The organism is Flavobacterium sp. FG68, assembly GCF_057808895.1.
In genome coordinates this window covers 244,028-268,072 of record NZ_JBMDIY010000001.1, presented here as the reverse complement: position 1 = coordinate 268,072, position 24,045 = coordinate 244,028, and the positions used below count along the sequence as shown (strand labels likewise).

21 protein-coding genes are annotated in these 24,045 nt (G+C 32.7%); 14 read left to right on the top strand and 7 right to left on the bottom strand.

What is annotated here, in order from left to right:
- Positions 1-19: 19 nt before the first annotated feature.
- The 7 genes from ACODSB_RS01135 to ACODSB_RS01105 all read left to right on the top strand — a co-directional run bounded on the left by ACODSB_RS01135 (position 20) and on the right by ACODSB_RS01105 (position 6,988).
- Positions 20-754 carry a type III pantothenate kinase gene (locus tag ACODSB_RS01135; RefSeq protein ID WP_488935693.1) on the top strand — a complete coding sequence of 245 codons (735 nt, stop codon included), beginning with the start codon at positions 20-22 and terminating at the stop codon, positions 752-754.
- Positions 747-1,973, top strand: coding sequence for a BamG family beta-barrel-assembly machinery protein (gene bamG, locus ACODSB_RS01130; RefSeq protein WP_053470003.1), 1,227 nt, complete (start codon positions 747-749; stop codon positions 1,971-1,973). The genes ACODSB_RS01135 and bamG overlap by 8 nt, the downstream gene beginning before the upstream one ends.
- 52 nt (positions 1,974-2,025) lie before the next feature.
- Positions 2,026-2,586 carry an LPS export ABC transporter periplasmic protein LptC gene (lptC, locus tag ACODSB_RS01125; RefSeq protein ID WP_180857281.1) on the top strand — a complete coding sequence of 187 codons (561 nt, stop codon included), beginning with the start codon at positions 2,026-2,028 and terminating at the stop codon, positions 2,584-2,586.
- A 3-nt stretch (positions 2,587-2,589) separates the two neighbouring features.
- A complete protein-coding gene (locus ACODSB_RS01120) occupies positions 2,590-2,784 on the top strand; it encodes a hypothetical protein (RefSeq protein WP_488935692.1) in 195 nt (64 codons plus the stop codon).
- Between the two features lie 2 nt (positions 2,785-2,786).
- On the top strand, positions 2,787-4,046 hold the full coding sequence (locus ACODSB_RS01115) for a hemolysin family protein (RefSeq protein WP_256636758.1): 1,260 nt from the start codon (positions 2,787-2,789) through the stop codon (positions 4,044-4,046).
- A 108-nt stretch (positions 4,047-4,154) separates the two neighbouring features.
- Complete coding sequence (locus ACODSB_RS01110) at positions 4,155-6,263, top strand: peptidylprolyl isomerase (protein WP_488935691.1); 2,109 nt, start codon at positions 4,155-4,157, stop codon at positions 6,261-6,263.
- Positions 6,264-6,553: 290 nt separating this feature from the next.
- Positions 6,554-6,988: a hypothetical protein gene (locus tag ACODSB_RS01105; RefSeq protein ID WP_053470008.1), complete on the top strand. Its 435-nt coding sequence runs from the start codon at positions 6,554-6,556 to the stop codon at positions 6,986-6,988.
- 21 nt (positions 6,989-7,009) lie between these two features.
- Here the strand turns inward: ACODSB_RS01105 and ACODSB_RS01100 are convergent, their stop codons facing one another.
- Entirely contained in the window at positions 7,010-7,924 is a 915-nt protein-coding gene (locus ACODSB_RS01100; protein ID WP_488935690.1) for a GYDIA family GHMP kinase, read from the bottom strand.
- Between the two features lie 101 nt (positions 7,925-8,025).
- Positions 8,026-9,339: a hydroxymethylglutaryl-CoA reductase, degradative gene (locus ACODSB_RS01095; RefSeq protein ID WP_488935689.1), complete on the bottom strand. Its 1,314-nt coding sequence runs from the start codon at positions 9,337-9,339 to the stop codon at positions 8,026-8,028.
- A 180-nt stretch (positions 9,340-9,519) separates the two neighbouring features.
- Here ACODSB_RS01095 and ACODSB_RS01090 point away from each other — a divergent pair, with 180 nt between their 5' ends.
- The 6 genes from ACODSB_RS01090 (at position 9,520) to ACODSB_RS01065 (ending at position 16,804) form a co-directional block, all read left to right on the top strand.
- The gene (locus tag ACODSB_RS01090; RefSeq protein WP_488935688.1) at positions 9,520-11,691 is read left to right on the top strand and encodes a S9 family peptidase; all 2,172 of its coding nucleotides are present in this window, start codon (positions 9,520-9,522) and stop codon (positions 11,689-11,691) included.
- Positions 11,692-11,726: 35 nt separating this feature from the next.
- The gene (locus ACODSB_RS01085; protein ID WP_180857286.1) at positions 11,727-13,403 is read left to right on the top strand and encodes a peptide MFS transporter; all 1,677 of its coding nucleotides are present in this window, start codon (positions 11,727-11,729) and stop codon (positions 13,401-13,403) included.
- A gap of 1 nt (position 13,404) precedes the next feature.
- Positions 13,405-14,889, top strand: coding sequence for a peptide MFS transporter (locus ACODSB_RS01080; RefSeq protein WP_488935687.1), 1,485 nt, complete (start codon positions 13,405-13,407; stop codon positions 14,887-14,889).
- Between the two features lie 51 nt (positions 14,890-14,940).
- Positions 14,941-15,408, top strand: a complete 468-nt coding sequence (locus ACODSB_RS01075) for a thioredoxin family protein (protein ID WP_053470014.1) — start codon at positions 14,941-14,943, stop codon at positions 15,406-15,408.
- A 227-nt stretch (positions 15,409-15,635) separates the two neighbouring features.
- Positions 15,636-16,088: a thioredoxin domain-containing protein gene (locus ACODSB_RS01070; protein WP_053470015.1), complete on the top strand. Its 453-nt coding sequence runs from the start codon at positions 15,636-15,638 to the stop codon at positions 16,086-16,088.
- 266 nt (positions 16,089-16,354) lie between these two features.
- Positions 16,355-16,804 carry a thioredoxin family protein gene (locus tag ACODSB_RS01065; RefSeq protein ID WP_488935686.1) on the top strand — a complete coding sequence of 150 codons (450 nt, stop codon included), beginning with the start codon at positions 16,355-16,357 and terminating at the stop codon, positions 16,802-16,804.
- Positions 16,805-16,810: 6 nt separating this feature from the next.
- Here the strand turns inward: ACODSB_RS01065 and ACODSB_RS01060 are convergent, their stop codons facing one another.
- From ACODSB_RS01060 to surE, 5 genes are read right to left on the bottom strand one after another with little or no spacing between them, the layout of a single operon-like run.
- Positions 16,811-18,847, bottom strand: coding sequence for a ComEC/Rec2 family competence protein (locus ACODSB_RS01060; RefSeq protein ID WP_488935685.1), 2,037 nt, complete (start codon positions 18,845-18,847; stop codon positions 16,811-16,813).
- Positions 18,848-18,892: 45 nt separating this feature from the next.
- Positions 18,893-19,378: a C40 family peptidase gene (locus tag ACODSB_RS01055; RefSeq protein WP_488935684.1), complete on the bottom strand. Its 486-nt coding sequence runs from the start codon at positions 19,376-19,378 to the stop codon at positions 18,893-18,895.
- An 11-nt stretch (positions 19,379-19,389) separates the two neighbouring features.
- Positions 19,390-20,505 (bottom strand): lipid-A-disaccharide synthase, encoded by a 1,116-nt coding sequence (lpxB, locus tag ACODSB_RS01050; protein WP_053470019.1) that lies wholly within the window; start codon positions 20,503-20,505, stop codon positions 19,390-19,392.
- 35 nt (positions 20,506-20,540) lie between these two features.
- Positions 20,541-20,813 (bottom strand): hypothetical protein, encoded by a 273-nt coding sequence (locus ACODSB_RS01045; protein WP_056207642.1) that lies wholly within the window; start codon positions 20,811-20,813, stop codon positions 20,541-20,543.
- On the bottom strand, positions 20,806-21,585 hold the full coding sequence (gene surE, locus ACODSB_RS01040; protein ID WP_488935683.1) for a 5'/3'-nucleotidase SurE: 780 nt from the start codon (positions 21,583-21,585) through the stop codon (positions 20,806-20,808). The genes ACODSB_RS01045 and surE overlap by 8 nt, the downstream gene beginning before the upstream one ends.
- Positions 21,586-21,797: 212 nt before the next feature.
- On the opposite strand from surE, the gene ACODSB_RS01035 reads away from it, so the two are divergent.
- A complete protein-coding gene (locus ACODSB_RS01035; RefSeq protein WP_053470022.1) occupies positions 21,798-23,981 on the top strand; it encodes a carboxy terminal-processing peptidase in 2,184 nt (727 codons plus the stop codon).
- Positions 23,982-24,045 lie beyond the last annotated feature (64 nt).

Below are 24,045 nucleotides of genomic sequence, written 5' to 3'. Positions count from 1 at the left end.
CAAGGGTAAAAAAATAAATATGACTTTAGCGGTTGACGTTGGAAACACTCGAATTAAAGCAGCTGTCTTTGAGGGAAGTACTGTTGTTGAGAATTTTGTTTTTGAGAAAAAGGAACTCGAAAAAAAAATTACAAAAATTTTAGAAAAATTTCAAAACTGCTCTGATTTGGTTGTTGCTTCAGTTGGAAATGTCGAAAAACAATCATTTTTGACTTTCGAAAAACAGCTTAACATTCATTTTTTTACCCATGAAGATATTTTTCCCTTCATAAATAAATATGCAACACCAAAAACTTTAGGAATAGACCGAATGATTTTGGCCGCTGGAGCAACTTTACAATTTCCCAAGCAAAATAGATTAGTAATTGATGCCGGAACTTGCATAACCTACGATTTTATCGACGAAAATGATAATTATCTGGGCGGCGCGATTTCTCCGGGACTTCGTTTACGCTACGAATCTTTACACAATTTCACAGCCAGACTGCCGTTACTGACCTTAGAAGCACCAGATTCCTATATAGGAAACTCGACTGCACAAGCCATTCATTCTGGAGTTGTCAATGGTTTCGTCTATGAAATTGATGGTTTTATCGATGAATATAGGTCGAACTTTTCAAATTTTATAATAATTTTAACGGGAGGTGATGCAGAATTTTTGGCTAAACGATTAAAAAATACCATATTTGCCAATTCAAATTTCCTTCTGGAAAGTTTGAACCAAACATTTCAATATAAAATCGACAATGATTAAAAAAATTATAATAAGCGCTTGTCTGCTTATCTCGTTCGTTTCATTTGCTCAGCAAGGTACTTCGTCGCCATATTCTTTCTACGGAATTGGAGATACAAGATTTAAAGGAACTCTTGAAAACAGAAGCATGGCAGGGGTTGCGGTTGAACAGGATAGTATTCACCTGAATATTGAAAATCCGGCAAGTTATGCCAGTCTGGGTCAAACTACTTTTTCAGTTGGAGGAACTTTTGGAACTAATACTATCAAAAGCAGCACAGAATCCTCAAAAGCACAAAGATCAACTTTTGATTATTTGGCATTAGGAATTCCTATGGGCAAATTTGGAGCTGGTTTTGGTTTGATTCCATTATCATCAGTTGGTTATAAAATTACAGATTTTAATAGCGGAGCAAATGCAGTTAGCAGTCAACTTGAAGGAAAAGGTGGTGTTAATAAAGTATTCTTTGGTTTAGGATATAAAATTACACCAAAGTGGAACATTGGAGCAGATTTGCAATACAACTTTGGTAAGATCACAACAACGACAATTGAAGCTGTGACTGATGTGCAAAATGCAACCAGAGAAACAAATTCATCTGAATTATCGGGTGTGAATTTTAATATTGGTACAATGTATCAAACTAAAATTACAAAAAAGCTAAACGTTTACACGAGTTTAAACTATACTTTCGGAAGTACATTAAATTCAGTTAGTACAAGAGTAATTGAAGTTGATGGAGATCCGGATGCAGTAACTGCAGATCCGGTTGACACAAAATTAAAACTTCCAAATAAATTGACTTTTGGAGCAGGTATCGGAGAGGCAAGAAAATGGTTAGTAGGTACTACACTTGCTTTTCAGGGAACAGGTCAGCTTGCTAATTATTACAACGCAAGCCCAAATGTTAGATATGAAAAGTATACTAAATATGCAGTAGGAGGTTACTATATTCCAAACTATAGTTCGTTTGCTAGTTACTTTAGCAGAATTACCTATAGAGCTGGTTTGAAATATGAAAAATTGGGTTTAATAGTGAACAACGAATCAATCAACGATGTTGGAATGTCATTAGGAGCAGGATTCCCAATCACAGGAACTTTTTCAAATGTAAATTTCGGAATCGAATTTGGAAAAAGAGGAACAACTTCTGCTGGATTGGTTCAGGAAAATTATATGAACTTCAGCGTAGGCTTCTCATTTAACGACAGATGGTTTGTGAAGAGTAAATTTAACTAAACCTAAATTTACGTGGTTTTTTAACCTCGTCACAATTTATTACATTTGGCAGATGAATTTACCAAAGAGATATATCATAAATGTTGTCACAGTTTTTGCTGTGACACTGTTTTTTGGATGCGAAAGTAATTTTAAAGACGTCCAGAAAATTAACTTCTCAGAGTTCGTTCCAGGAAGTGATGCAGATACCGTAAACATTAAATATACAGATTCAGGAAGAATAACAGGCGTTTTGATAAGTCCAAAAATGCTGGATTATTCTAATCTTGACTTTCCTTTTACAGAATTTCCTAAAGGACTCGATGTTACTTTATACGATAAAAAACAAAAGCGTACTTTTATACGATCAAATTATGCCGTTTCATACAAAACGACCGGTATAATTGATTTGCAGGGAAAAGTTAAAATCACATCAGAAGCAGGTCAGGTTCTGGAAACAGAGCAATTGTATTTTGACCAGAAAAATGAATGGTTTTATACCGAAAGAAAATTTAAGCTTACAGATGCAAAAGGAGTTTCTTACGGACAGGGAATTGATTTTAGCAAAGATTTTAAAGTGATCAATTCACAGCGAATAAGCGGTGAAATTGAATCAAATGATGATAAATTATAAATTATGGGTTACTTAAAATATACACAATACGTTTACATAGCATTTGCGGTTTTCTTTATTTACGACGGTGTAATAAAACTAAACGAAGGAAATGTAAATTATCCGTTAAGCTTTCTAATTGCCGGAATGGCGATTTTTATGTTTTTCTTTAGAAGAAGGTTTGCCAAGAGGTTTGATGATCGTAATAAAAAACAGTAAACATGGAGATTAGTATTATAATATTATGTTTAATACTATCAGCTTTTTTCTCAGGAATGGAAATAGCTTTTATTTCCTCAAACAAAATTTATCTTGAAATTGAAAAAAAACAAGATAATTTTCTGTCTCAAATTTTAACCAAACTTACCCAAAACCCTTCAAAATTTATTGCGTCAATGCTTATTGGAAACAATGTAGCACTTGTAGTTTATGGGTTTTATATGGGAGATGTTGTGCTTCAATGGATAATTGGTTTTGGATTTCAATTCTCTTATTTAACAACAATTCTGGTTCAGACTGTGATTTCAACTTTTATAGTTTTAATAACGGCTGAATTTTTTCCGAAGGTATTTTTTCAAATTTATGCCAATTCATTAATTAAGGTTTTTGCAGTTCCGGCTTATCTTTTTTACCGACTCTTTTATTATATCTCAACCTTTTTTATCTGGATTTCAGATTTTGTTTTGAAGAAATTTTTCAAGACAGAAGGCGATCAGGTGCAATTGTATTTCAGTAAAATAGAACTGGGAAATTATATTACAGAACAAATGAATTCTGTTGAAGATGATGAAGAAGTCGATTCAGAAATACAGATTTTTCAAAACGCATTAGAGTTTTCCGGGGTAAAAGCTCGCGATATTATGACCCCGCGCACAGAGATTGTTTCGATAGATTTATTTGAGACCGTTTCAGACCTAAAAGAACTTTTTATTGAAACAGGATATTCTAAGATCGTTGTAAGTCAGAACTCGCTCGATGATATTGTGGGCTATGTACATTCATTTGATTTGTTTAAAAAGCCAAAAACTATAAAATCGGTTTTAATGACCGTTGAATTTGTGCCGCAAACCATTTTAATTAAAGATGCTTTGGATCTTTTAATTAAAAAACGAAAAAATGTTGCTGTAGTTTTAGATGAATACGGAGGAACTTCGGGAATTATAACCATAGAAGATATAGTTGAAGAACTTTTTGGCGAAATCGAAGACGAACATGATTTAGATGAAGAACTAATCGAACAGGAATTAGGAGAAGGTAAGTATTTGTTTTCGACAAGATTAGATGTAGAGTATTTAAACGAAACCTACAAATTGATGATTCCAGAGGAAGATTCTTACGGGACATTAGGAGGTTTTATCGTAAATTCGACTAAAGAAATTCCGCAAAAGGGCGAAAAGATTGTCATTGACAGGTATCATTTCGTTATAGAACAGGCGTCAAACAATAAAATTGAATTGGTCAGATTGACAATAAAAGAGTGAATTTTTAAAGAATTAAAAAAAATTGTGTAAAATAAAACGCTAGTTGTATTGTTATTAACTAGATAATTGTATTTTCGCAAACTGAATATAAAATTAACGATAATTAAAATGGCAGTTTTAGCAAAAATTAGACAGCGTTCAGCTCTATTGATAGGTGTTATTGCACTTGCATTATTTGCATTTATAATACAAGATTTATTTACTAGAGGAACATTTGGTCAAAGTTCAAAAGATGTAGGAAGCATCGATGGAAAAGATATTTCATTTGAAGACTTTAGAGTTAAAGTTAGTGATATGGAAAAAAGTGGTCAAGGAATTACTTCCACTGAAGCTGCAAACAGAGTTTGGGATCGAGAAGTTTCAATCGCTTTATTATCAACTCAGTTTGATAAATTAGGATTGAGAGTTGGTGAAAAACACTTAATTGAAGTTTTAAAAGCAGATCCTAGCATTGGAAAAGAGCCTATGTTTTTAAACGCAGCAGGAATGTTTGATGTTGTAAAATTCAAAGACTATATCAAAGTGAATCCTCAGGCTGCTCAATTTATTTCTGCAAAAGAAAAAGATGCTGAATTAAACGCAAAATATCAAATTTACAATACTTTAATAAAATCTGGACTTTATACAACTGCTAGTGAAGGAAAGCTGAAGTATGAAATGGAAGCTAACAAAGTAAACTTTGCTTATGCCGGAGCTTTATATTCTTCTATTAAAGACAGTGAAGTGAAAATTTCTGATTCAGATATCGTAGATTATATGAAGAAAAACGAGAAAAAATTCAAAGCTGAAGATACTCGTGAAATTCAATACGTTTTAGTTGAAGACAAACCTTCAAAAGAAGATGAAGCTGAAATTAAAGCTAAAATCACTTCTTTATTAAATGGTAGAGTAGAATACAACGCAAAAACAGGTAAAAACGATACATTACCAGGCTTTAAAAGCGCAACAAACATTGCTGAATTTGTAAACGCAAATTCTGATGTTCCTTACGATTCTACATATGTTGCTAAAAATGCTTTGCCTGCAGTAGATGCTGATAAATTATTCAGCTTACCTGCCGGAGCAATTTATGGTCCTTACGTATACGGAAAATATTATGCAATTTCTAAATCTTTAGGATTTAAAGCTGGAGTTAATGCGAAAGCAAGTCAAATTGTAATTGGTTACGAAGGTTCTCAAACCCAAAATCCAAAAGAAAAAAGAACTAAAGAAGAAGCAAAAGCTAAAGCTGAAGAAATTTTAGCTCAAGCTCAATCTAATCCGGATAGTTTCATGATGCTTGCTTTTACAAGTTCTGATGATGCATCTGCACAACAAGGAGGTGATGTTGGTTACTTTAGTCAAAATCAATTGCCGCCAGCATTAAAACCATTTAGTGATTTTGTATTCAGTAATGGAATTGGAAAAGTTGGTTTAGTAGAAACTCCACTAGGTTTCCACATTATCAAAATTACTGACAAACAAGACGGTATTCGTTTAGCTACAATTGCTCAAAAAATTGAGCCTTCTGAAGCTACTTCTGATAAAGTATTTACATTAGCTACTAAATTCGAAATGGAAGCTGCAGACAAAGATTTTGCTGCTACTGCTAAAGAATTAGGTTTAAAAGTTGCTGCTCCAATATCTGCAAGAGCTATGGATGAACAATTTGGACCATTAGGAAACCAAAGAAACATTGTAAGATGGGCATTTGATAAAGAAACAAGTACTGGAGACGTAAAACGTTTTGAAATCGCTAACGTTGGACACGTAATTGCTCAATACAAAAGCGAAAACAAATCAGGTTTAGTTTCTGTTACAATGGCAAGACCTTACGTTGAGCCAATCTTGAAAAACAAGAAAAAAGCTGAAATCTTAAAAGCTAAATTAACAGGTTCAACTATCGAAGTTATTGCAAAAAGCGCTGGTGTAGCAGTACAACAAGCGACAAACGTAACTCTTGAAAATCCGGTTTTACCTGGTGGAGTTGGACAAGAGCCAAAAGTAGTAGGAAATGCATTTGCTTTAGCTGCTAACAAAATTTCTGCTCCAATTGAAGGAAACACTGGAGTTTATGTTGTGAAAAACATTAGCACAGTAAAAGCTCCTGCAATTGCAAATCATGCTGAATATGTTGCTAAAGTAAAAGCTCAAGGCGCATCAGATACAAGCAGAATTTTACCAGCGTTGAAAAACAATGCTAAAATTGAAGACAACAGATTACAATTCAATTACTAGTTTCTAGTAAAACAATTCATACAAGAAACCCGAAACATTCAATTGAATGTTTCGGGTTTTCTTTTTTTAATATTTTTTCATAACTGTTTTGTAGTAAATACTTTATATGTTTTTCTTAACTATATGGGAATAATCGAAATATAACTTAAAAAATTTGTGATATTCAAAATATTACAGTTAATTTGTCGGAATTTTTATTGTAACGAGGTATACTTTATTTGCCAAATTGTAAATAAAAACTGAAAGAGAATGATAAACAAATACTTTAAAAATTGGGGCGTTTAATGTTTATGTTTAATCTACTGAGAAGAAAACCTAAAGTTTATTCCAAAATCGAGAATCATATTTTTGGAATAATTACGGAACTTCTAAAGGTGAGCAGTACTGACATCAATGTTGATGAATTAGGAGGCAAGTATTATTTGAGCAATGAAGAACAGCATTTTAAAGTTACTATATTAAGTAACGATTATGTGATCAGGCTTACTAATACTCGCGATTCTGTGGCTGAAAAGTACGATAAGGTTTTTGTTGAAGATGTTTTAAAAGCTGTAAAAGAAGAAAAACATCGCAGAATGGAATTGGTTTATGATTCTATCACGAATAGTATAGAAAAAATGGCCGAACGTCTGCATAACACGCTTATCGAATCAAACGAACAGGAAAACGAAAAAGTTCGTCGTCTGGAAGCAGAACACGTTAGTGATCAGAAAGTAAATTTTTAATTTATTTCTTTGGTCAAACCATTACTCCTGTAAAATCATTTCGTCATACGTTAATATTGTGTCATAACCTTTTGACGCAAAATATTCTCTTGGATTTTCTTTAGAAATTACCATTACAAAATCGCCGCCCCAAGCACCAAGACTCTTAACGGTACCATTAAAATCAGGAAAAGCAATTTCTTTAATTGTTTTTATCTCCATGATATTACTTAAATGGATTTCATGTTTTTCGACTGCATTTGCAAAATCTTTTAGAGATTTGGCATTTAAAATAGCATGCGTTATTTTATTGTTTTCACTAACACTTTTAGCTAAATTTTGCTGTTTATGCTTGTTGTAAGCATGTATTGCAGTTTTACTGTTTTGTTTTTTATTCAGATAAACAAAGAAAATGTTCGTTGTAAAGTCTGGATTGAAAGTAACAGGTTCAACAAAATTATTTTCTATTCTGTATAAAATAGGAGTGTTATTTTGTGCGCAGGCAATATCATAACCGCTTCCTCCAAAACTGTTTCTAAGAAGCGTAAAAGCATTAATATTCGTCCACTGAGCAATATTGTTAATTAAAGTAGATGACGTTCCTAAACCCCAATTTCTTGGAAAAGTAAGATTCGTTGTTACTTTATATCCTTTTGACTTTTGAATAAATTCGGGATTTAAAACGTATGCTTCGTGAAGTATATTAATTAAGGTTGTTTTTACAGTTTCAATTTCAGAAACAATATTATTTATGACTTCTTCAAATGAAATAGTAGTTTCAAACCAAAGCTTGTTGTCGTAGTCGTAACTTTTCCATTCTATTATTTGGTTCTCGCCATCTTCTACAACTAAATTTTGACCAAATTTTGTTGGTAATGCAAAGGCATCTGCGCCATCTAAAACTAAATATTCTCCAGAGATGAATAATTTTCCGTTACTATAAAAGGTTGTTTTCATACTTCAGTTCTAAAAATCCAATATTTTAAATTCCAAATTCCAAAGATAATTGGAATGGAATTTTATTTTGAGACTATAAATTTTTGGAATTTTTATTTATTCTATTTTCTTAAACTTTCAATAAATTCAACTACAGCACTGTGTGAAACTGTGTTTTTCTTAAAATGTGCTTTAATTAAATGACGTTCTGCATCAGTAGCTTCAAATTGATTGATGATATTATTTAGGTGCATTTTCATGTGTCCTTCCTGAATTCCGGTTGTAGTTAAAGAACGCAGTGCAGCAAAATTTTGTGCTAAACCGGCAACCGCAGTAATTTCCATTAATTCCCTTGCAGAAGGTTTTTCAAGTATTTCTAAACAAAGTTTTACCAAAGGATGTAAAGAAGTTAATCCGCCTACAGTTCCTAAAGCCAATGGAATTTCAAGCCAGAAAGTAAAAATTCCGTTTTCGATTTTAGCATGCGACAAACTTGCGTATTGTCCGTTTTTTGAAGCATAAGCATGAACTCCGGCTTCTACGGCTCTAAAATCATTTCCTGTTGCTAAAACTACTGCGTCAATTCCATTCATGATACCTTTATTGTGTGTTACAGCTCTAAAAGGTTCTACTTCGGCAATTTGCACAGCTTGTACAAAACGTTCTGCAAATTCTTGCGGATTTGTAATGTGTTTTTCGGCTAATTCTTCAATTGGACAGGAAACTTCGGCTCTTACAAGACAATTCGGAACATAATTAGATAAAATACTCATAATTACAGTCAGCGTATCTTCTTCAGAAAACAAATCAGAATGTTGAAAATCCTCTTTTAAAGTCGTTGCAAATTGCTCTAAACACGAATTGATAAAATTAGCGCCCATGCTGTCTTTAGTTTCAAAAGTGGCATGAAGCTGATAGTAATTCTCCAGTAAATTTCGTTTATCCTTTAAGTGGATATCTAAAATTCCGCCGCCGCGTTCCTGCATGTTTTTGGTAATGCTTTGTGTTTCAGAAAAGAATTTAGGTTTTATCTGCTCAAAAAAGGATTGTAGTTTTTCGGCATCGCCATTAAAAGTAAAATGAACCTGGCCAATTTTTTCAGTATCAATTATCGTTGCTTTAAATCCTCCGCGTGTAGCCCAGAATTTTGCGGCTTTTGATGCTGCGGCAACCACAGAACTTTCTTCAATTGCCATTGGAATTGTTTTGTACTTTCCGTTGATTAAAAAATTCGGAGCAACCCCAAGCGGAATATATAAATTGGTGATTGTATTTTCAATAAATTCATCATGAAGCTGTTGGAGCTTTTCATCTGAATTCCAGTAATTTCTTATAATACTCAAGGCTTCATCAGGAGCCGAAAAATATTCATTGGCAATCCAGTTAATTTTTTCTTTTTTGGATAATTTCGAAAATCCGGCAACAGCGTTGTTCATTCTCAATATATTAAATAATAATGTTGCCGCAAAGATACTATTTTAAGAGTTTTGATTGTAATCTATTTCAAACATGGAAGTACGCAATCGTTATTTTTTTTAACATTTAACACTTAAAATGTGTATTATGTTTATTTTTTTCACTAAAATTGGGCTCTTTTTATATTTAAAATAATTCTAATGAATACAAGTAAAATTACTGTAGTACTTTTATTTATAGTTGCATCGGTTTTTGGGCAGCAAAAAATAACGGTCGAAAATATTTATGGTGGTGCATTTCGGGCAAAAGGAATGGACGAATTGCAATCTTTAAAGAATACAAATCAATATACGGTTCTAAATGTTGATCAGGCAAGCCGGACAATGCAGATTGATTTATATGATTTTGCAACACTAAAAAAAGTATCGAACCTTATTGATACTAAAAACCACAAAGAACTTCAGGACGGAATTGACAGCTATACCTTCGATGCCTCAGAAAAAAAGATTTTAATTGCTTGTAATTCAAATCAAATCTTCCGTCACTCTTTTACAGCAGATTATTTTTTATACGATATCGCTTCAAAATCTCTAACAAAACTTGTTGATTTTCAAATTCAGGAGCCAACTTTTTCTCCAGATGGAACTAAGATTGCTTATGCTAGAGAAAACAATTTATATGTTTACGATGTAGCTTCAAAAAAATCAACAGCGGTTACTACTGACGGAAAGAAAAATGCAGTCATTAATGGTATTACGGACTGGGTTTACGAAGAAGAATTTGCTTTTGTTCGTGCATTCGACTGGAGTAAAGACAGTAAAAAACTAGCTTACATTCGTTTTGACGAAAGCCAGGTTCCTGAGTTTTCAATGTCAATCTTCAAAAAAGATTTATATCCAACAATCGAAACGTTTAAATATCCTAAAGCCGGAGAGAAAAATTCTGTAGTTTCATTACACATTTATGATGCAGCAGGAAATGCTTCTAAAAAAGTAGATTTAGGAAATTATAATGATTTCTACATTGCAAGAATGCAATGGACAAATGATAACAATACATTGTCTGCACAGGTTTTAAACCGTCACCAGGATAATCTTGATTTATTGTTTATTGACGGAACTACAGCTGCTGCAAAAGTGGTTTTGAATGAAAAAGACAAAGCTTATGTAGATGTTACAGATAATTTGACTTTTTTAAAAGATAACAGTTTTATCTGGACAAGCGAAAAAGACGGTTTCAATCATATTTATGTGTATGATAAAACCGGAAAACTTAAAAATCAGGTTACAAAAGGAAACTGGGAAGTGGTGTCTTACTACGGTTTCGACGAAAAAACAAAAACTATTTTCTACCAGTCTACAGAAAATGGTTCTATCAACAGAGATATTTACAGAATTGGTTTAGACGGAAAAAACAAAACCCGTTTAACTACAAAAGTGGGAACAAGCGCGGCAACTTTCAGCCCGAATTTCCAATATTTTATTACTACTTTCTCAAGTAATTTAGTGCCTACAACATATACTTTAAACGAGGCAAAAACCGGAAAAGAAATTCAGGTTATCGAAAACAATCAGGCTCTTGCTGATAAATTAAAAGCATATAATCTTCCTGCAAAAGAATTCTTTGTTTTAAAAACTGCAAAAGGAAACGAATTAAACGCATGGATTTTAAAACCAAAAGATTTCGATCCTTCAAAAAAATATCCTGTTTTTATGTACCAATATTCTGGTCCGGGATCTCAGCAGGTAAACAACGATTGGAATAACGGCGATGATTACTGGTTTTTATCTCTTACACAGCAAGGTTATATTGTAGCTTGTGTTGACGGAAGAGGAACTGGTTTTAAAGGTGCTGATTTCAAAAAAGTAACACAAAAAGAATTAGGGAAATACGAAGTTGAAGATCAAATTGATGCTGCAAAAGTAATTGGAGCATATCCTTATGTTGATGCTTCAAGAATTGGAATTTTCGGATGGAGTTATGGAGGTTTTATGTCTTCTAACTGTATTTTTCAAGGAAATGATGTATTTAAAATGGCAATCGCTGTTGCGCCGGTTACAAACTGGAGATTTTATGACAGCGTTTATACAGAAAGATACATGCAGACGCCTGAGGAAAATGCAAGCGGATACGATCAAAACTCTCCTATAAACCATGTTGATAAATTAAAAGGTAAGTTTTTATTGATTCACGGTTCTGGTGATGACAACGTTCATGTGCAAAACTCAATGCAAATGATGGAAGCATTAATTCAGGCTAATAAGCAATTTGAATCTCAAATATATCCAGATAAAAACCACGGTATTTATGGCGGAAAAACGAGAATTCAGCTTTACAATAAGATGACTAATTTCATCAAAGAAAATTTATAATTTAAAAAATATTAACCTTAAATATAGTGAATAATATGGGAGAAACTCAAGTAAAAACTGCGCATCCAAAAGGACTTTGGGTATTGTTTGGGACGGAGATGTGGGAGAGATTCAATTTTTATGGAATGCGAGCTTTATTAACTTTATTTCTTGTGAATTCATTATTAATGAAGGAAGAAGAAGCGTCTTTAATTTATGGAGGTTTCCTTGGACTTTGTTACTTAACTCCAATGTTAGGAGGTTTTATTGCCGATCGTTTTTTAGGAAACAGAAATTGTATCCTTTTAGGCGGATTATTAATGGCAATTGGTCAAATGTTATTGTTTACCAGCGGTAGTGTTTTTGAATCTAATCTGGAAATGGCAAAAGCTATTATGTACTGCGGATTAGGTGTAATTGTTTTTGGTAACGGATTCTTCAAACCAAATATTTCCAGTATGGTGGGAAGTTTGTATCCAAAACAAGAAAAAACTAAACTGGATACAGCTTTTACTATTTTCTACATGGGAATTAATATTGGTGCTTTCTTAGGCCAGTCTATTTGTCCTTTATTAGGAGACGTAAAAGATGCTGGAGGAATTAGAGATATTCATGCTTTTAGATGGGGATTCATGGCGGCTTCTGGCGCAATGCTTATCGGAACTATTCTTTTCTATTTCTTAAAAAATAAATATGTTGTTTCTCCGGAAGGAAGACCATTAGGAGGTTTGCCTTCTAAAAATGTTGCAGAAGATTTTGAAGAAGGAGAATCGCAAAAAGCTAATTTTTCTACTAAAGCATTGATATTGGCAGGTGTTGCATTTATTGGTTTAGGATTCTTTTTTCATTATGCTGTAGGTCAGAATTTAATTTACACTTTGATTTATTCAAGTGGATTGGCTTTAGCAGGACTAATTATTTCTGACACATCTTTAACTAAAATTGAAAGAGACAGGATTATTGTAATTTATATCGTTTCGTTCTTTATTATTTTCTTCTGGGCAGCGTTTGAGCAGGCAGGTTCTTCGTTAACTTTTATTGCAGATAATCAAACCGACAGACATTTCTTTGGTTACTTAATGCCGCCGTCAATGGTTCAAATCTTTAATGGACTTTTTGTAGTTGTAATGGCAGTTCCTTTTAGTATTCTTTGGGATACTTTAAGAGCAAAAGACAAAGAACCAATTTCGCCAGTAAAATTAGCAGCCGGATTAGTAATTATTTCAATTAGTTTCTTCATGATTGCAACTCAGGTTTCATTCATTGGAACTTCAGGATTATTACTGGTAAAATGGTTAATCTTATTATATTTCTTAAACACGTGTGCAGAGTTATGTTTATCTCCAATTGGTTTGTCATTAGTTGGTAAATTGTCTCCAAAACGTTTTGCATCATTATTATACGGAGTGTTTTTCTTATCAAACGCATCAGGTTATGCATTAGGAGGAACTTTAGGTTCAATCCTTCCTGCAACTGGTGATAAATTTGCAAAAGCAAAAGAATTAGGAATTGATCTTCAGGCTGTCCTTGATAAAAAAATAACGCCAACTGCAGAGCAATTAGCTTTATTAGATAAACATCAAATTAGCGATCACAATCCTATTTTCGCCGGATTTGAAATTCATAATTTATATGAGTTCTTTATGGTGTTTGTTGTTCTTACGGGTATCGCTGCAATTATATTATTTGCCTTGACTCCATTGTTGAAAAAAATGATGCACGGAGTAAGATAATATGGAACATAATATAGCTTTAGAGGAAATTCAGAATTTTAAAGGCAAGTATCCAAAACAATTATGGTATTTGTTTTTAGTTGAAATGTGGGAACGTTTTTGTTTCTACGGAATGCGCGGTGTTTTAGCTTTTTTTATGGTAGACCAATTAGGTTTGCTTGAAGGGAAAGCAAATTTACAATACGGAGCCATTCAGGCTTTTGTTTATGCATTTACTTTTATTGGAGGTATTTTTGCAGATAAAATTCTAGGATTTAAAAAATCACTTCTTTTTGGAGGAATCGTAATGATTTTGGGGAATTTGCTGATTGCAGCTTCTCCGCATGATTTCTTTTATTACGGAATAACACTTTCTATTATCGGAACAGGTTTTTTTAAGCCAAACGTTTCTTCAATGGTTGGTGAATTATACCATGAAAATGACGGACGTCGTGACGCAGGTTACGGGTTGTTTTACGCCGGAATTAATATTGGCGGAATGCTTGGTGGTGCAATTCCTATTTACTTAGGAAAAAACTATTCATGGAGCCTTTGTTTTCTTTCGGCAGCAATCGTTATGATTATTGGTGTAATTACTTTTCTTTTAACAAAAAAGCATTTAGCACCAATTGGAAATTCTCCATTAGAAAATCAACCGCAAAAAAAACGTAATTTATATGAAATTGCAGTTTATGTAGGTTCTTTTGTTGTTATTCCATTAGTATATATAATGGTTATCAACTCTGACTTTACAGAGTATTTTATGTATACTATGGGAATAGTTGCATTAGGATATTTTGTATATGAGCTGATAATGTTAAAGGATGGAAAGCAGCAGCGAAAACTTTTAGCAGCATTTGTATTTATTTTTGGATATTTTATGTTTATGGCAATTTCAGAGCAATCTGGAGGCTCATTGTCTTTGTTTGCAAAGGATAATCTATCTAACAAGATGTTGTTTTTTCATATTGATCCAAATGTGGTAAATAACAGTATCAACTCATTGTATGTTGTTATTTTTAGTCCATTAGTAGGATTGTTATGGATATTTATGGCCAAGCGAAAAATTGAACCAAATACCGTTATTAAGTTTGGTTTGTCATTTGTTTTGCTTGCTGCAGGGTTCTTTATTTTTTACACTGCCAGATTTTTTGTAAATCAAGATGGATTAAGTTCTTTAGACGTTTTTGCTTTAGGATACCTTGTATATACGCTTGGAGAATTGTGTATTGGCCCGATCGGAATGTCGGTAATTACAAAATTATCGCCTAAACGTTTGTTTGGAATGATGATGGGATTATGGTTCCTTTCTAGTGCTTTCGGACAATTTGCTGCCGGAAAATTAGGAGCCGAAATATCTGATGCCAATACAGGAACAACCTTAATGTCTAAACTTATCGCTTATACAGATGGGTATTATCAATTAGCATTATATTCTCTTATTGCGGGTATTGCATTAATTGTTTTGACTCGGTTAATTAGAAGGTTAATGCAAGAAGTAAAATAAATCGATTTTTCAATTCATTTTTTATTTAAATTTGCAAAAAAATCACATGTTATGAAAAGAATATTACTAATAGCCTTTTTTATAGTTGGAGCATTTGCAACTCAGGCTCAGGAACTAAAATGGTATACTGATGTAAAAGAAGCAATCACAGTAAGTAATAAAGAACAAAAACCTATGTTGTTGTTCTTTACAGGAAGCGACTGGTGCGGATGGTGTATTCGTTTGCAAAACGAAGTTTTAAAAACTCCGGAATTTAAAAAATGGGCTGCTGATAATGTTGTTTTAGTAGAATTGGATTATCCAAGAGCTGTACCTCAAACGCCTGAGCTTAAAAGCCAAAATAATGAGCTGCAGCAGGCTTTTGGTATCCAGGGATTTCCAACTGTATTTTTTACAAGCGCACAAACAAAAGATGGAAAAGTTAATTTTACAGGCCTTGGCAGAACAGGATATGTTGCCGGAGGTCCATCGGCTTGGTTAACAGTTGCAGATGGAATTGTTCATCCTAAGAAATCGTAAAGAATTTAATTTTTAAATCAAGATTATATATAAAACTCCTTACAGTAATGTAAGGAGTTTTTTTGTTTAGTAGGAAAAGATTTTCATTTGTTAAGCCTAAATTATTATTTCAATATTTATTTATAAATAAAAAAACATATAATGTAATTTTTGATGTAATTAAATTTGGATAATTAAAATATTGTGTTAATTTCGTCATGCTATACTAACCAAAACCAATATATAATATGACTAAAAAATTACTTATCCTACTGTTTTTTTTAGGTTCATTTTTCATGCACGCACAAACGCTTGCATGGCGAACAAACATGACTGATGCAATTGCAATTAGTAATGAAGAAAGAAAACCCATGTTAATTTTATTCACTGCCTCAGGTGTACCAGAAAATCTTCAGAACGAAGTATTTAAAACCCCAGACTTTGCCGTTTGGTCGCGTGACAATGTAATTCTTGTAAAATTAGATTTATCAGACGCTACAGCTTCAGACGGAGATAAAGAACAAAACATTAAATTAAAAAATGCCTTTGGAGTTGATGATCTTCCGCAAGTATGTTATGCGATGGCTTCGATAAGAAAAAACAAAACAACTTTTAGCGCTCTTGGTAAAATTGCATACAAACCAGGAGGTGCAAAAGCATGGATTGCAGAATCAAACAATATTCTGCATCCGAGTGAGTAATAATTTAAATTAAGTTTCTTAGTTTAATTTGTAGAATCCCTTTTCAATTATGTTGAAAAGGGATATTTTTTTTAAACAAGCTAAAATGTAAATTGTACATTTAATATTTTAAGACCGTAAATTTTTCGTTTTTTTCAAATAAAGAATCTTAAATAATTAAATTCATTTTAATGCGTTTTTTTTGTAACTATTTGTTTTAATGGAGATTGTTGGCAACAGGTTTTGTGTTAATTTAGTTTTATTAACCAGCCAAAAACCAATAAACTATGACCCGAAAACTACTTATCATGCTATTCTTTTTAGTAACATGTTTTGCCGAATCGCAAAATTTAGAATGGAAAACGAGTGTGGTTGATGCCATTACCTTAAGTAATGAAGAAAGAAAACCACTATTGATTTTTTTTACCGCTGCTAATGCCCCGGAAAATTTACAAAATGAAGTTTTTAAAACACTAGAATTTGAAAAATGGTCCCGCAGAAACGTTATTTTATTAAAACTCGATTTGTCTGATGCCGCAGTGTCGAGTGAAATTAAAGAGCAGAACATTAAATTAAAAAATGCATTTGGCGTTGCCAATCTTCCGGAGGTTTGTTATACAACCGGTTCCATTAGAAATGGCAAAACTGCTTTTAATTTATTAGGGAGACTTCCGTATAATTCAAATGGAGTAAAAGCTTTTATTTCAGACTCTAATTTGATATTAAATCCAGAATAAAAAGGATTAATTTAAGCTATAAAATCCCTTTTCGGCGGTAGCATGAAAAGGGATATTTTTTTTCTCGCAGCTCAATTTCCACATTTTTTGAATTGCATACGCATTTGTTCCATCTGCAATAATAATTTCAGGATGTAATTCGGTTAAAACTCTATCCATATTTATTTTGGGAGACTGCGTTAAGATCACAATATCAGGCTGGCTTTTATTTTCAAAAACTCCCGTGCTGTCAATTATGGAGATTTTCTTTCCATTAAAAAACAAGACATTCCCAATTCGCTGCGATTTATTTAAAACACTAAAATTGCCCACTAAATAAGAATTGAAAGCATTGTTTTTTGAGCTTTTGTCTCTAGTCGTATCGCTCGTAAAAAGTGTGATATTATTGCCGAACCTTTTTGAGATTAAGGTATTCTTCTTGATATTATAAACAATTAACTCTTTTTGATCTGCGGTTTCTTTTTTAGTGTAAATGAAAGAAAGCTGTAATAGAATTATTGATACAAATACAACAACGAGTTTAGTGTAACTAGGTTTCTTTGAACAGATTATTGCACTGATTATTACGAAGTAAAGCGTTACCAAGTAATAAAAATTAAAACTGATATCCTGAATAACAAAAGATTCAAACGATGCAACATAATGAATCATTTGGTTTAAAATGAAAACGCTTTTTTCAAAAATGTAAACCAAAATTTCGGGCGGACTTTTGAACATTGCAAAAAGCATCACAATGATCCCGGCAATCATGATGAAAGATAAAACAGGAAGAATTATAATATTGGTAACAAAAAACAATCCCGGAAATTGATGAAAATAATAAAGGCATAAAGGTAAAGTTCCAATTTGTGCAGCAAATGAAACCGTTAAAGAATCCCAGATATAAATTGCGATTTTGTTTTTTGGCGACCAGATTTTCTTTAATATCGGCTGAAGCCAAACTATAAAATATAATGCTAAATAACTTAATTGAAAGCCAACATCAAATAAGAAATAAGGCTCAAAAAGTAAGATCAATAAAATGGAAACTAATAACGTATGATAAATGTTTCCGCTTCTGCGAAGATGATTTCCAATGGCCACAAAAGAAAACATGACAACCGAACGCAGAACGGATGGAGATAAACCAGATATAACAGCAAAACCCGCAAGCGAAATTAAAATCGAAACCAATTTAATTGCCGAACCTTTTCGGGTATTGGGAACTGGTTTTAAAATAAACATGATAAAAAGCATTATAAAGCCAACATGCAGGCCTGAAACTGAAAGAACATGCGTTGCTCCAGAATATTGATAATCTTTTATAATATCGGCTGAAATTTCCTGCTGCTGTCCCAAGATAAGAGCTAATGCCACATTCATTTCATCTTTACTAAAATGAGCGCTTTCCAGATTTTTTAAAATAGTAGCGTGGAGTCGGCCAGAGTAATACCAAATATCTTTTTTGATGGTTTGGCTGATTTTGATTTCTGATTTTTTGCAATAAACCTGTGCATAAATCTGTTTATCGGCTAAGTATTTAGCATAGTCAAATTGATTCGGATTTTTACTCGAAGCTGTTTTTTGTAAAGTAGTTTTGACTTTGATTGTATTTCCAATTATTAAGGAATTTTGGGTGCTGTCTTTTTGAATATTGACAATAATTTTTCCTGAATAAGTTTTGTTTTCAATCATATTTACAAGCCCGATATATCGATCATTGTAATCGTTGCTTTTGAGTTTTTCCCGTAATATAAAAGTTATAAATTGAGGCTTTTCAAAAGCTGTTTTCGAATGTGTATAATTCGATTTATCAAAAGTATCCGTATGGATAAGCAAAACGCAGATTCCTGTGGAAAATGAAATAAGAGAACTGCTTATTCCGAAGAATAGATTTGTCTTTTTGTTTTTCTTCGAAAGAAAAAAACTAATGCAAAATAATGAGGAACAAATTCCAAGTGAAATAAATGAAACTTGAATGGAAGGCAGGCAATAATAAGAAACTAAAATGCCAAAAAGAAAGCTAATTGTAATTTTAGCTAAAGGAAAATCTAATACTTTCATGGCTTAAAAGTATTAAAAATTTGTAAGAAAATAAATATATTTTATTTATTCGATTACCCGATTAACTTGTTCGAACGAATTTTTATAATAAGCTTCTTTTGTAGAAGAAATAATTACACCTTTTGAAGTAGAAGAATGTATAAACTTAATTTCATCTGAATTTACTTCGGTAATAAGACCAACATGATTGATCTGCTTGCTTTTATTTGTTTTAAAGAAAATCAAATCGCCTTTTTTGGCGTCATTCAGCGGAATTACTTTTCCAATTTTTGCCTGTTCAAAAGAACTTCTCGGCAGTTTTATATTTTCAGATTCGAAAGTCGTATACACTAATCCAGAACAGTCAAAACCACTTTTTGTAGTTCCGCCCGCTTTGTATTTAACGCCAATATTATCTGTCGCAGTTTCGATTAAATTTTTTACAACAGATCTGTTTTCTTTTTTCGATTCGTTTTTGCTCACAGCAGTCGAAGTCGATTTACAAGAAACCAATACGATTGATAAAAGAAAGAAAACGAGTATTTTTTTCAAAACAGAAATAATTAAGATTTTAAATCGGCAACAATAAGTTTAGCTGTTTTTTTGCTTGCGCCAACGCCGCCTAGTTTTTGTTCTAAAATATCATAGTTTTTAAGCAGTTTTTCGCGGTGAGAAGGTTCAAGTAATTTGTTCAGTTCTTCTTTGATTCGTTTTGTATTGCATTCACTTTGAATCAGTTCCGTTACAACTTCCTGATCCATAATTAAATTGACAAGCGAAATATATTTTAAAGTAATAATTCGTTTGGCAATTTGATAAGAGATCGCGCTTCCTTTATAACAAACCACTTCGGGAACTTTAAAAAGAGCCGTTTCTAAAGTTGCGGTTCCGGAGGTAACCAATGCCGCAGTTGAAGAACGCAATAAATCATACGTTTTATTTGAAACAAAGGCAATATTTTTATTTTTAATAAATTGCTGATAGAATTCATAATCCTGACTTGGCGCACCGGCAATAACAAATTCATAATCCTGAAAATCATCAACAACACTTAGCATAACACTCAGCATTTTAGTAATTTCCTGTTTACGGCTTCCTGGTAAAACAGCAATAATTGGTTTTTCTCCCAATTTATATTCTTCTCTAAAAGCGGTTTCATTAAAAGCAGGCTGATTTTGAATAGCATCAATTAAAGGGTGTCCAACAAAATCTACCGGAAAATGATGTTTGTCTTCGTAAAAACTTTTTTCAAAAGGCAAAATCACAAACATTCTGTCAACGTCTTGTTTAATAGCGTTGATTCGGTTTTCTTTCCAAGCCCAAATTTGAGGAGAAATATAGTAATGTGTTTTGTAATTCAGTTCTTTAGCCCATTTTGCAATACGCATATTAAAGCCCGGATAATCAATAAAAATTAAAACATCCGGTTTAAATTCAGAGATATCTTTTTTGCAGAATTTGATGTTGTTTAAAATAGTTTTTAAGTTAAAAATTACTTCAACAAATCCCATAAAAGCCAATTCGCGATAATGTTTTACCAATGTTCCGCCGGCTTTTTGCATTAAATCACCGCCCCAAAATCTGATGTCGGCCTGAGGATCTTCTTCGTATAATGCTTTCATTAAATTAGAACCGTGTAAATCTCCAGAAGCTTCGCCAGCTATTATGTAATATTTCATATCAACGAATTTTTATTGCAGCACAAAGATAGGATTTAAATAATTATGGTCGAAATTGCTAAAACAATCACGGCTAAAATCACGCCGCGCGCCATCATTTCTTTGTTTCTTTTTAAGAGAATTAAAAAAACAGGAAGATCTAAAACAGCCCCAATTGTAATCACTTTTCCTAAATATCCCATTTCTCTAATAGTTTGAATTCCGGCTGGAAGATCAAACTTTGTAAAAAATTTGATAAACAAATAACTTCCAAGAAGTGAAGTAAAAATTCCAACAATAAATCCGATTACGAGTTCTTTTTTATCCATTTAATTTCCAAGTATTAAGTTGCTGCATTGTATGATGTGCCGTTAAGTCAAACTGAACAGGAACTACCGAAATATATCCGTTTTCAAGCGCCCATTCGTCTGTATCTTCGCCATTGTCTTCATTAGTAAATTTGCCCGTTAGCCAATAATAATCTTTACCGTAAGGCGTTTGCCTTTTGTCAAATTTCTGCGCATAATAGGCTTTCGCCTGACGGCAGATTTTTATTCCTTTGATTTCTTTTTCGCTCAATTTCGGAAAGTTAACATTTAAAACAACTCCGGCCGGAAGTTTATTTTTTAATGTTTCCAACGCTATTTTTTTCACGAATGCTTTAGCAGGTTCAAAATCGGCATTCCAGTCAAAGTCCAAAAGAGAAAAACCAATCGCCTGAATCCCTTCAATTCCGGCTTCGACAGCGGCGCTCATCGTTCCCGAATAAATCACATTTATAGAAGAATTTGATCCGTGATTAATTCCCGAAACACACAAGTCCGGTTTTCGTTTTAAAATTTCATTAACAGCAAGTTTTACACAGTCAACAGGCGTTCCGGAGCAGCTGTATTCTGTAATCGAATCGCCATCTTTAGAAATTTTATCCAGAAATAAAGTATTGTTTATCGTAATTGCGTGTCCCATTGCGCTCTGAGGCTTGTCTGGAGCGACCACAATTACATCGCCAATAGTTTCCATAACGTTTATTAAAGCTCTGATTCCGGGAGCCAGAATTCCGTCGTCATTCGTAACTAATATTAAAGGTTTTTCGTCTTTCATACTTCATTTTCCATTTTTGATTTATCAAAATAAAAGCTTGTTAGAGCAAATGTAGTAACAGATTTTGGTAGAATACTAACAAATAAATAAAAATTGTAAACTAAATTCCAGAAGACTTTTAAGCATCAAACATTTTTATATCTTTAACAAAAAATTATACTGATCTTGGCATGTTGGCATAGTTTTTACCGTAACTTAGATTAAAAAATTTGATGAATGCTATTATTAAGTTTATGAAAAGAAATTATAAAATACTTATAGCCGTATTATGCTTGTCTTTAACCCTGTTTGCTTTTAAAATAAATGCTGACAAGAATGATGATCCGGACCCAAATAAAGACAAGACATTATTAGAATTACTGGCTTTTGTTATTGAAAAAGGACACTACAGCCCGGCTGAAATAAATGACGAATTTTCGAAAGGTATTTTTAAAGATTATATCGAGGCATTAGACCCTTCGAAGCGATTTTTCCTGCAGTCTGATATTGATGAATTTAAACAATATGAGTTAATGCTGGACGATCAGTTTTTGAATAAAGATTTGACATTTTTCAACTTGACTTATACAAGGCTGATGAAGAGAATGGAAGAAAGCAAAAAACGTTACAAAACGATTTTAGCGCAGCCATTTAACTACACAACAGATGAGACTTTTAATGCAGATTATGAGAAACTTCCGTATGCAAAAAACTTAACGGAAATCAATGAAAGATGGAGGAAACAAATTAAATTATCTACACTTTCATCTCTTGTAACAAAGCAAAAAATTGAAGAAGAGAAAAAGAAAAAAGATCCTTCTTATCAGGAAAAATCTTTTGATGCTTTGGAGAAAGATACACGCGAAAGTTCATTAAAATCTTTAGATGATAATTTTAGTGTAATTAAAGATTTGAATAAAGATTACTGGTTTTCAGTGTATTTGAATTCAATCATGGCTCGTTTTGACCCGCATACAAGTTATTTTGCTCCAGAAGAAAAAGATCGTTTTGATGTAAACATCAGCGGAAAATTAGAAGGAATCGGAGCAAGATTAACCAAGAAAAATGACTTTACTCAAATTGATGAGTTAATTTCTGGCGGACCAGCTTGGAAAGGAAAACAACTTGAGGCGGGAGATTTAATCCTGAAAGTAGCTCAAGGAAACGAAGAACCTGTTGATGTGGTTGGAATGCGTCTAGATGATGTTGTGAAAAAAATCAAAGGTCATAAAGGAACTGAAGTTAAACTTACCGTTAAAAAAGTGGACGGAAGTATCAAAGTAATTTCAATTATCAGAGATGTTGTTGAAATTGAAGAAACGTATGCAAAATCAAGTATTGTTGAGAAAAACGGATTGAAATACGGCGTTATTTACCTGCCTAAATTTTATATCGATTTTGAAAACAAAGACGGTCGTGATGCCGGAAAAGATATTGCTCTTGAAGTTGAAAGACTGAAAAAAGAAAACATAAACGGAATCGTTCTTGACGTTCGTGATGACGGCGGAGGATCTCTTTCTACAGTGGTTGATATTGCAGGTTTATTTATTGAAGAAGGACCAATTGTTCAGGTAAAATCTGCTGGTAAAAAGAAAGAAGTTTTATACGATAAAGATAAAAAAATAGAGTGGGACGGGCCATTAGTAATTATGGTGAACAGTTTCTCTGCTTCGGCTTCTGAAATTTTAGCAGCTGCAATTCAGGATTACAAACGTGGTGTTATCATTGGTAGTAAACAAACTTACGGTAAAGGAACGGTACAAAATGTACTTGATTTGAACCAATTTGTTCGTAATGCAAATTATGGAGATTTAGGAGCTTTGAAAATTACAGGTCAAAAATTCTATAGGATTAACGGAGGTTCAACTCAGTTAGAAGGTGTTCATAGTGACGTGGTTATGCCAGATCGTTATGCTTACTTAAAAATGGGAGAGCGCGATATTGACAATGCAATGCCATGGGATAAAATTGACCCGGCAGATTACAGTACCTGGACTTCTAACGAAAACTTTACAAAAGCAATCGAAAAAAGTAGAAATAGAATTTTACAAAATCCTCAATTTAAATTAATTGAAGATAATGCAAAATGGATTGATGTTAAGAATAAAGAAAACATATACAGCTTGAACATTAACAGTTTTAAACAAACTCAGGAACAAGTTGAAAATGAAGGAAAAAAATACAAACCAATTTCTGATTATAAAAACAGTTTAGTGTTTAAATCATTGCCTTATGAAGAGGTTGAAATGAATAATGATGCTACATTGAAAGAAAAAAGAGAAGCTTGGCACCAGGCATTATCTAAAGATGTTTATGTTGAAGAAGCATTAAATGTTTTAGATGACTTACAATCTAAATCTTTAGTAAAAGCTGGCGTTTCTCCTAAAATGAAAAAAGATAAATTGGTAAAATCTTAAAGATTTTAAATGTTTAATTTGTTATTAAAAAACGCTTCTTAAAGTAATTTATGAAGCGTTTTTT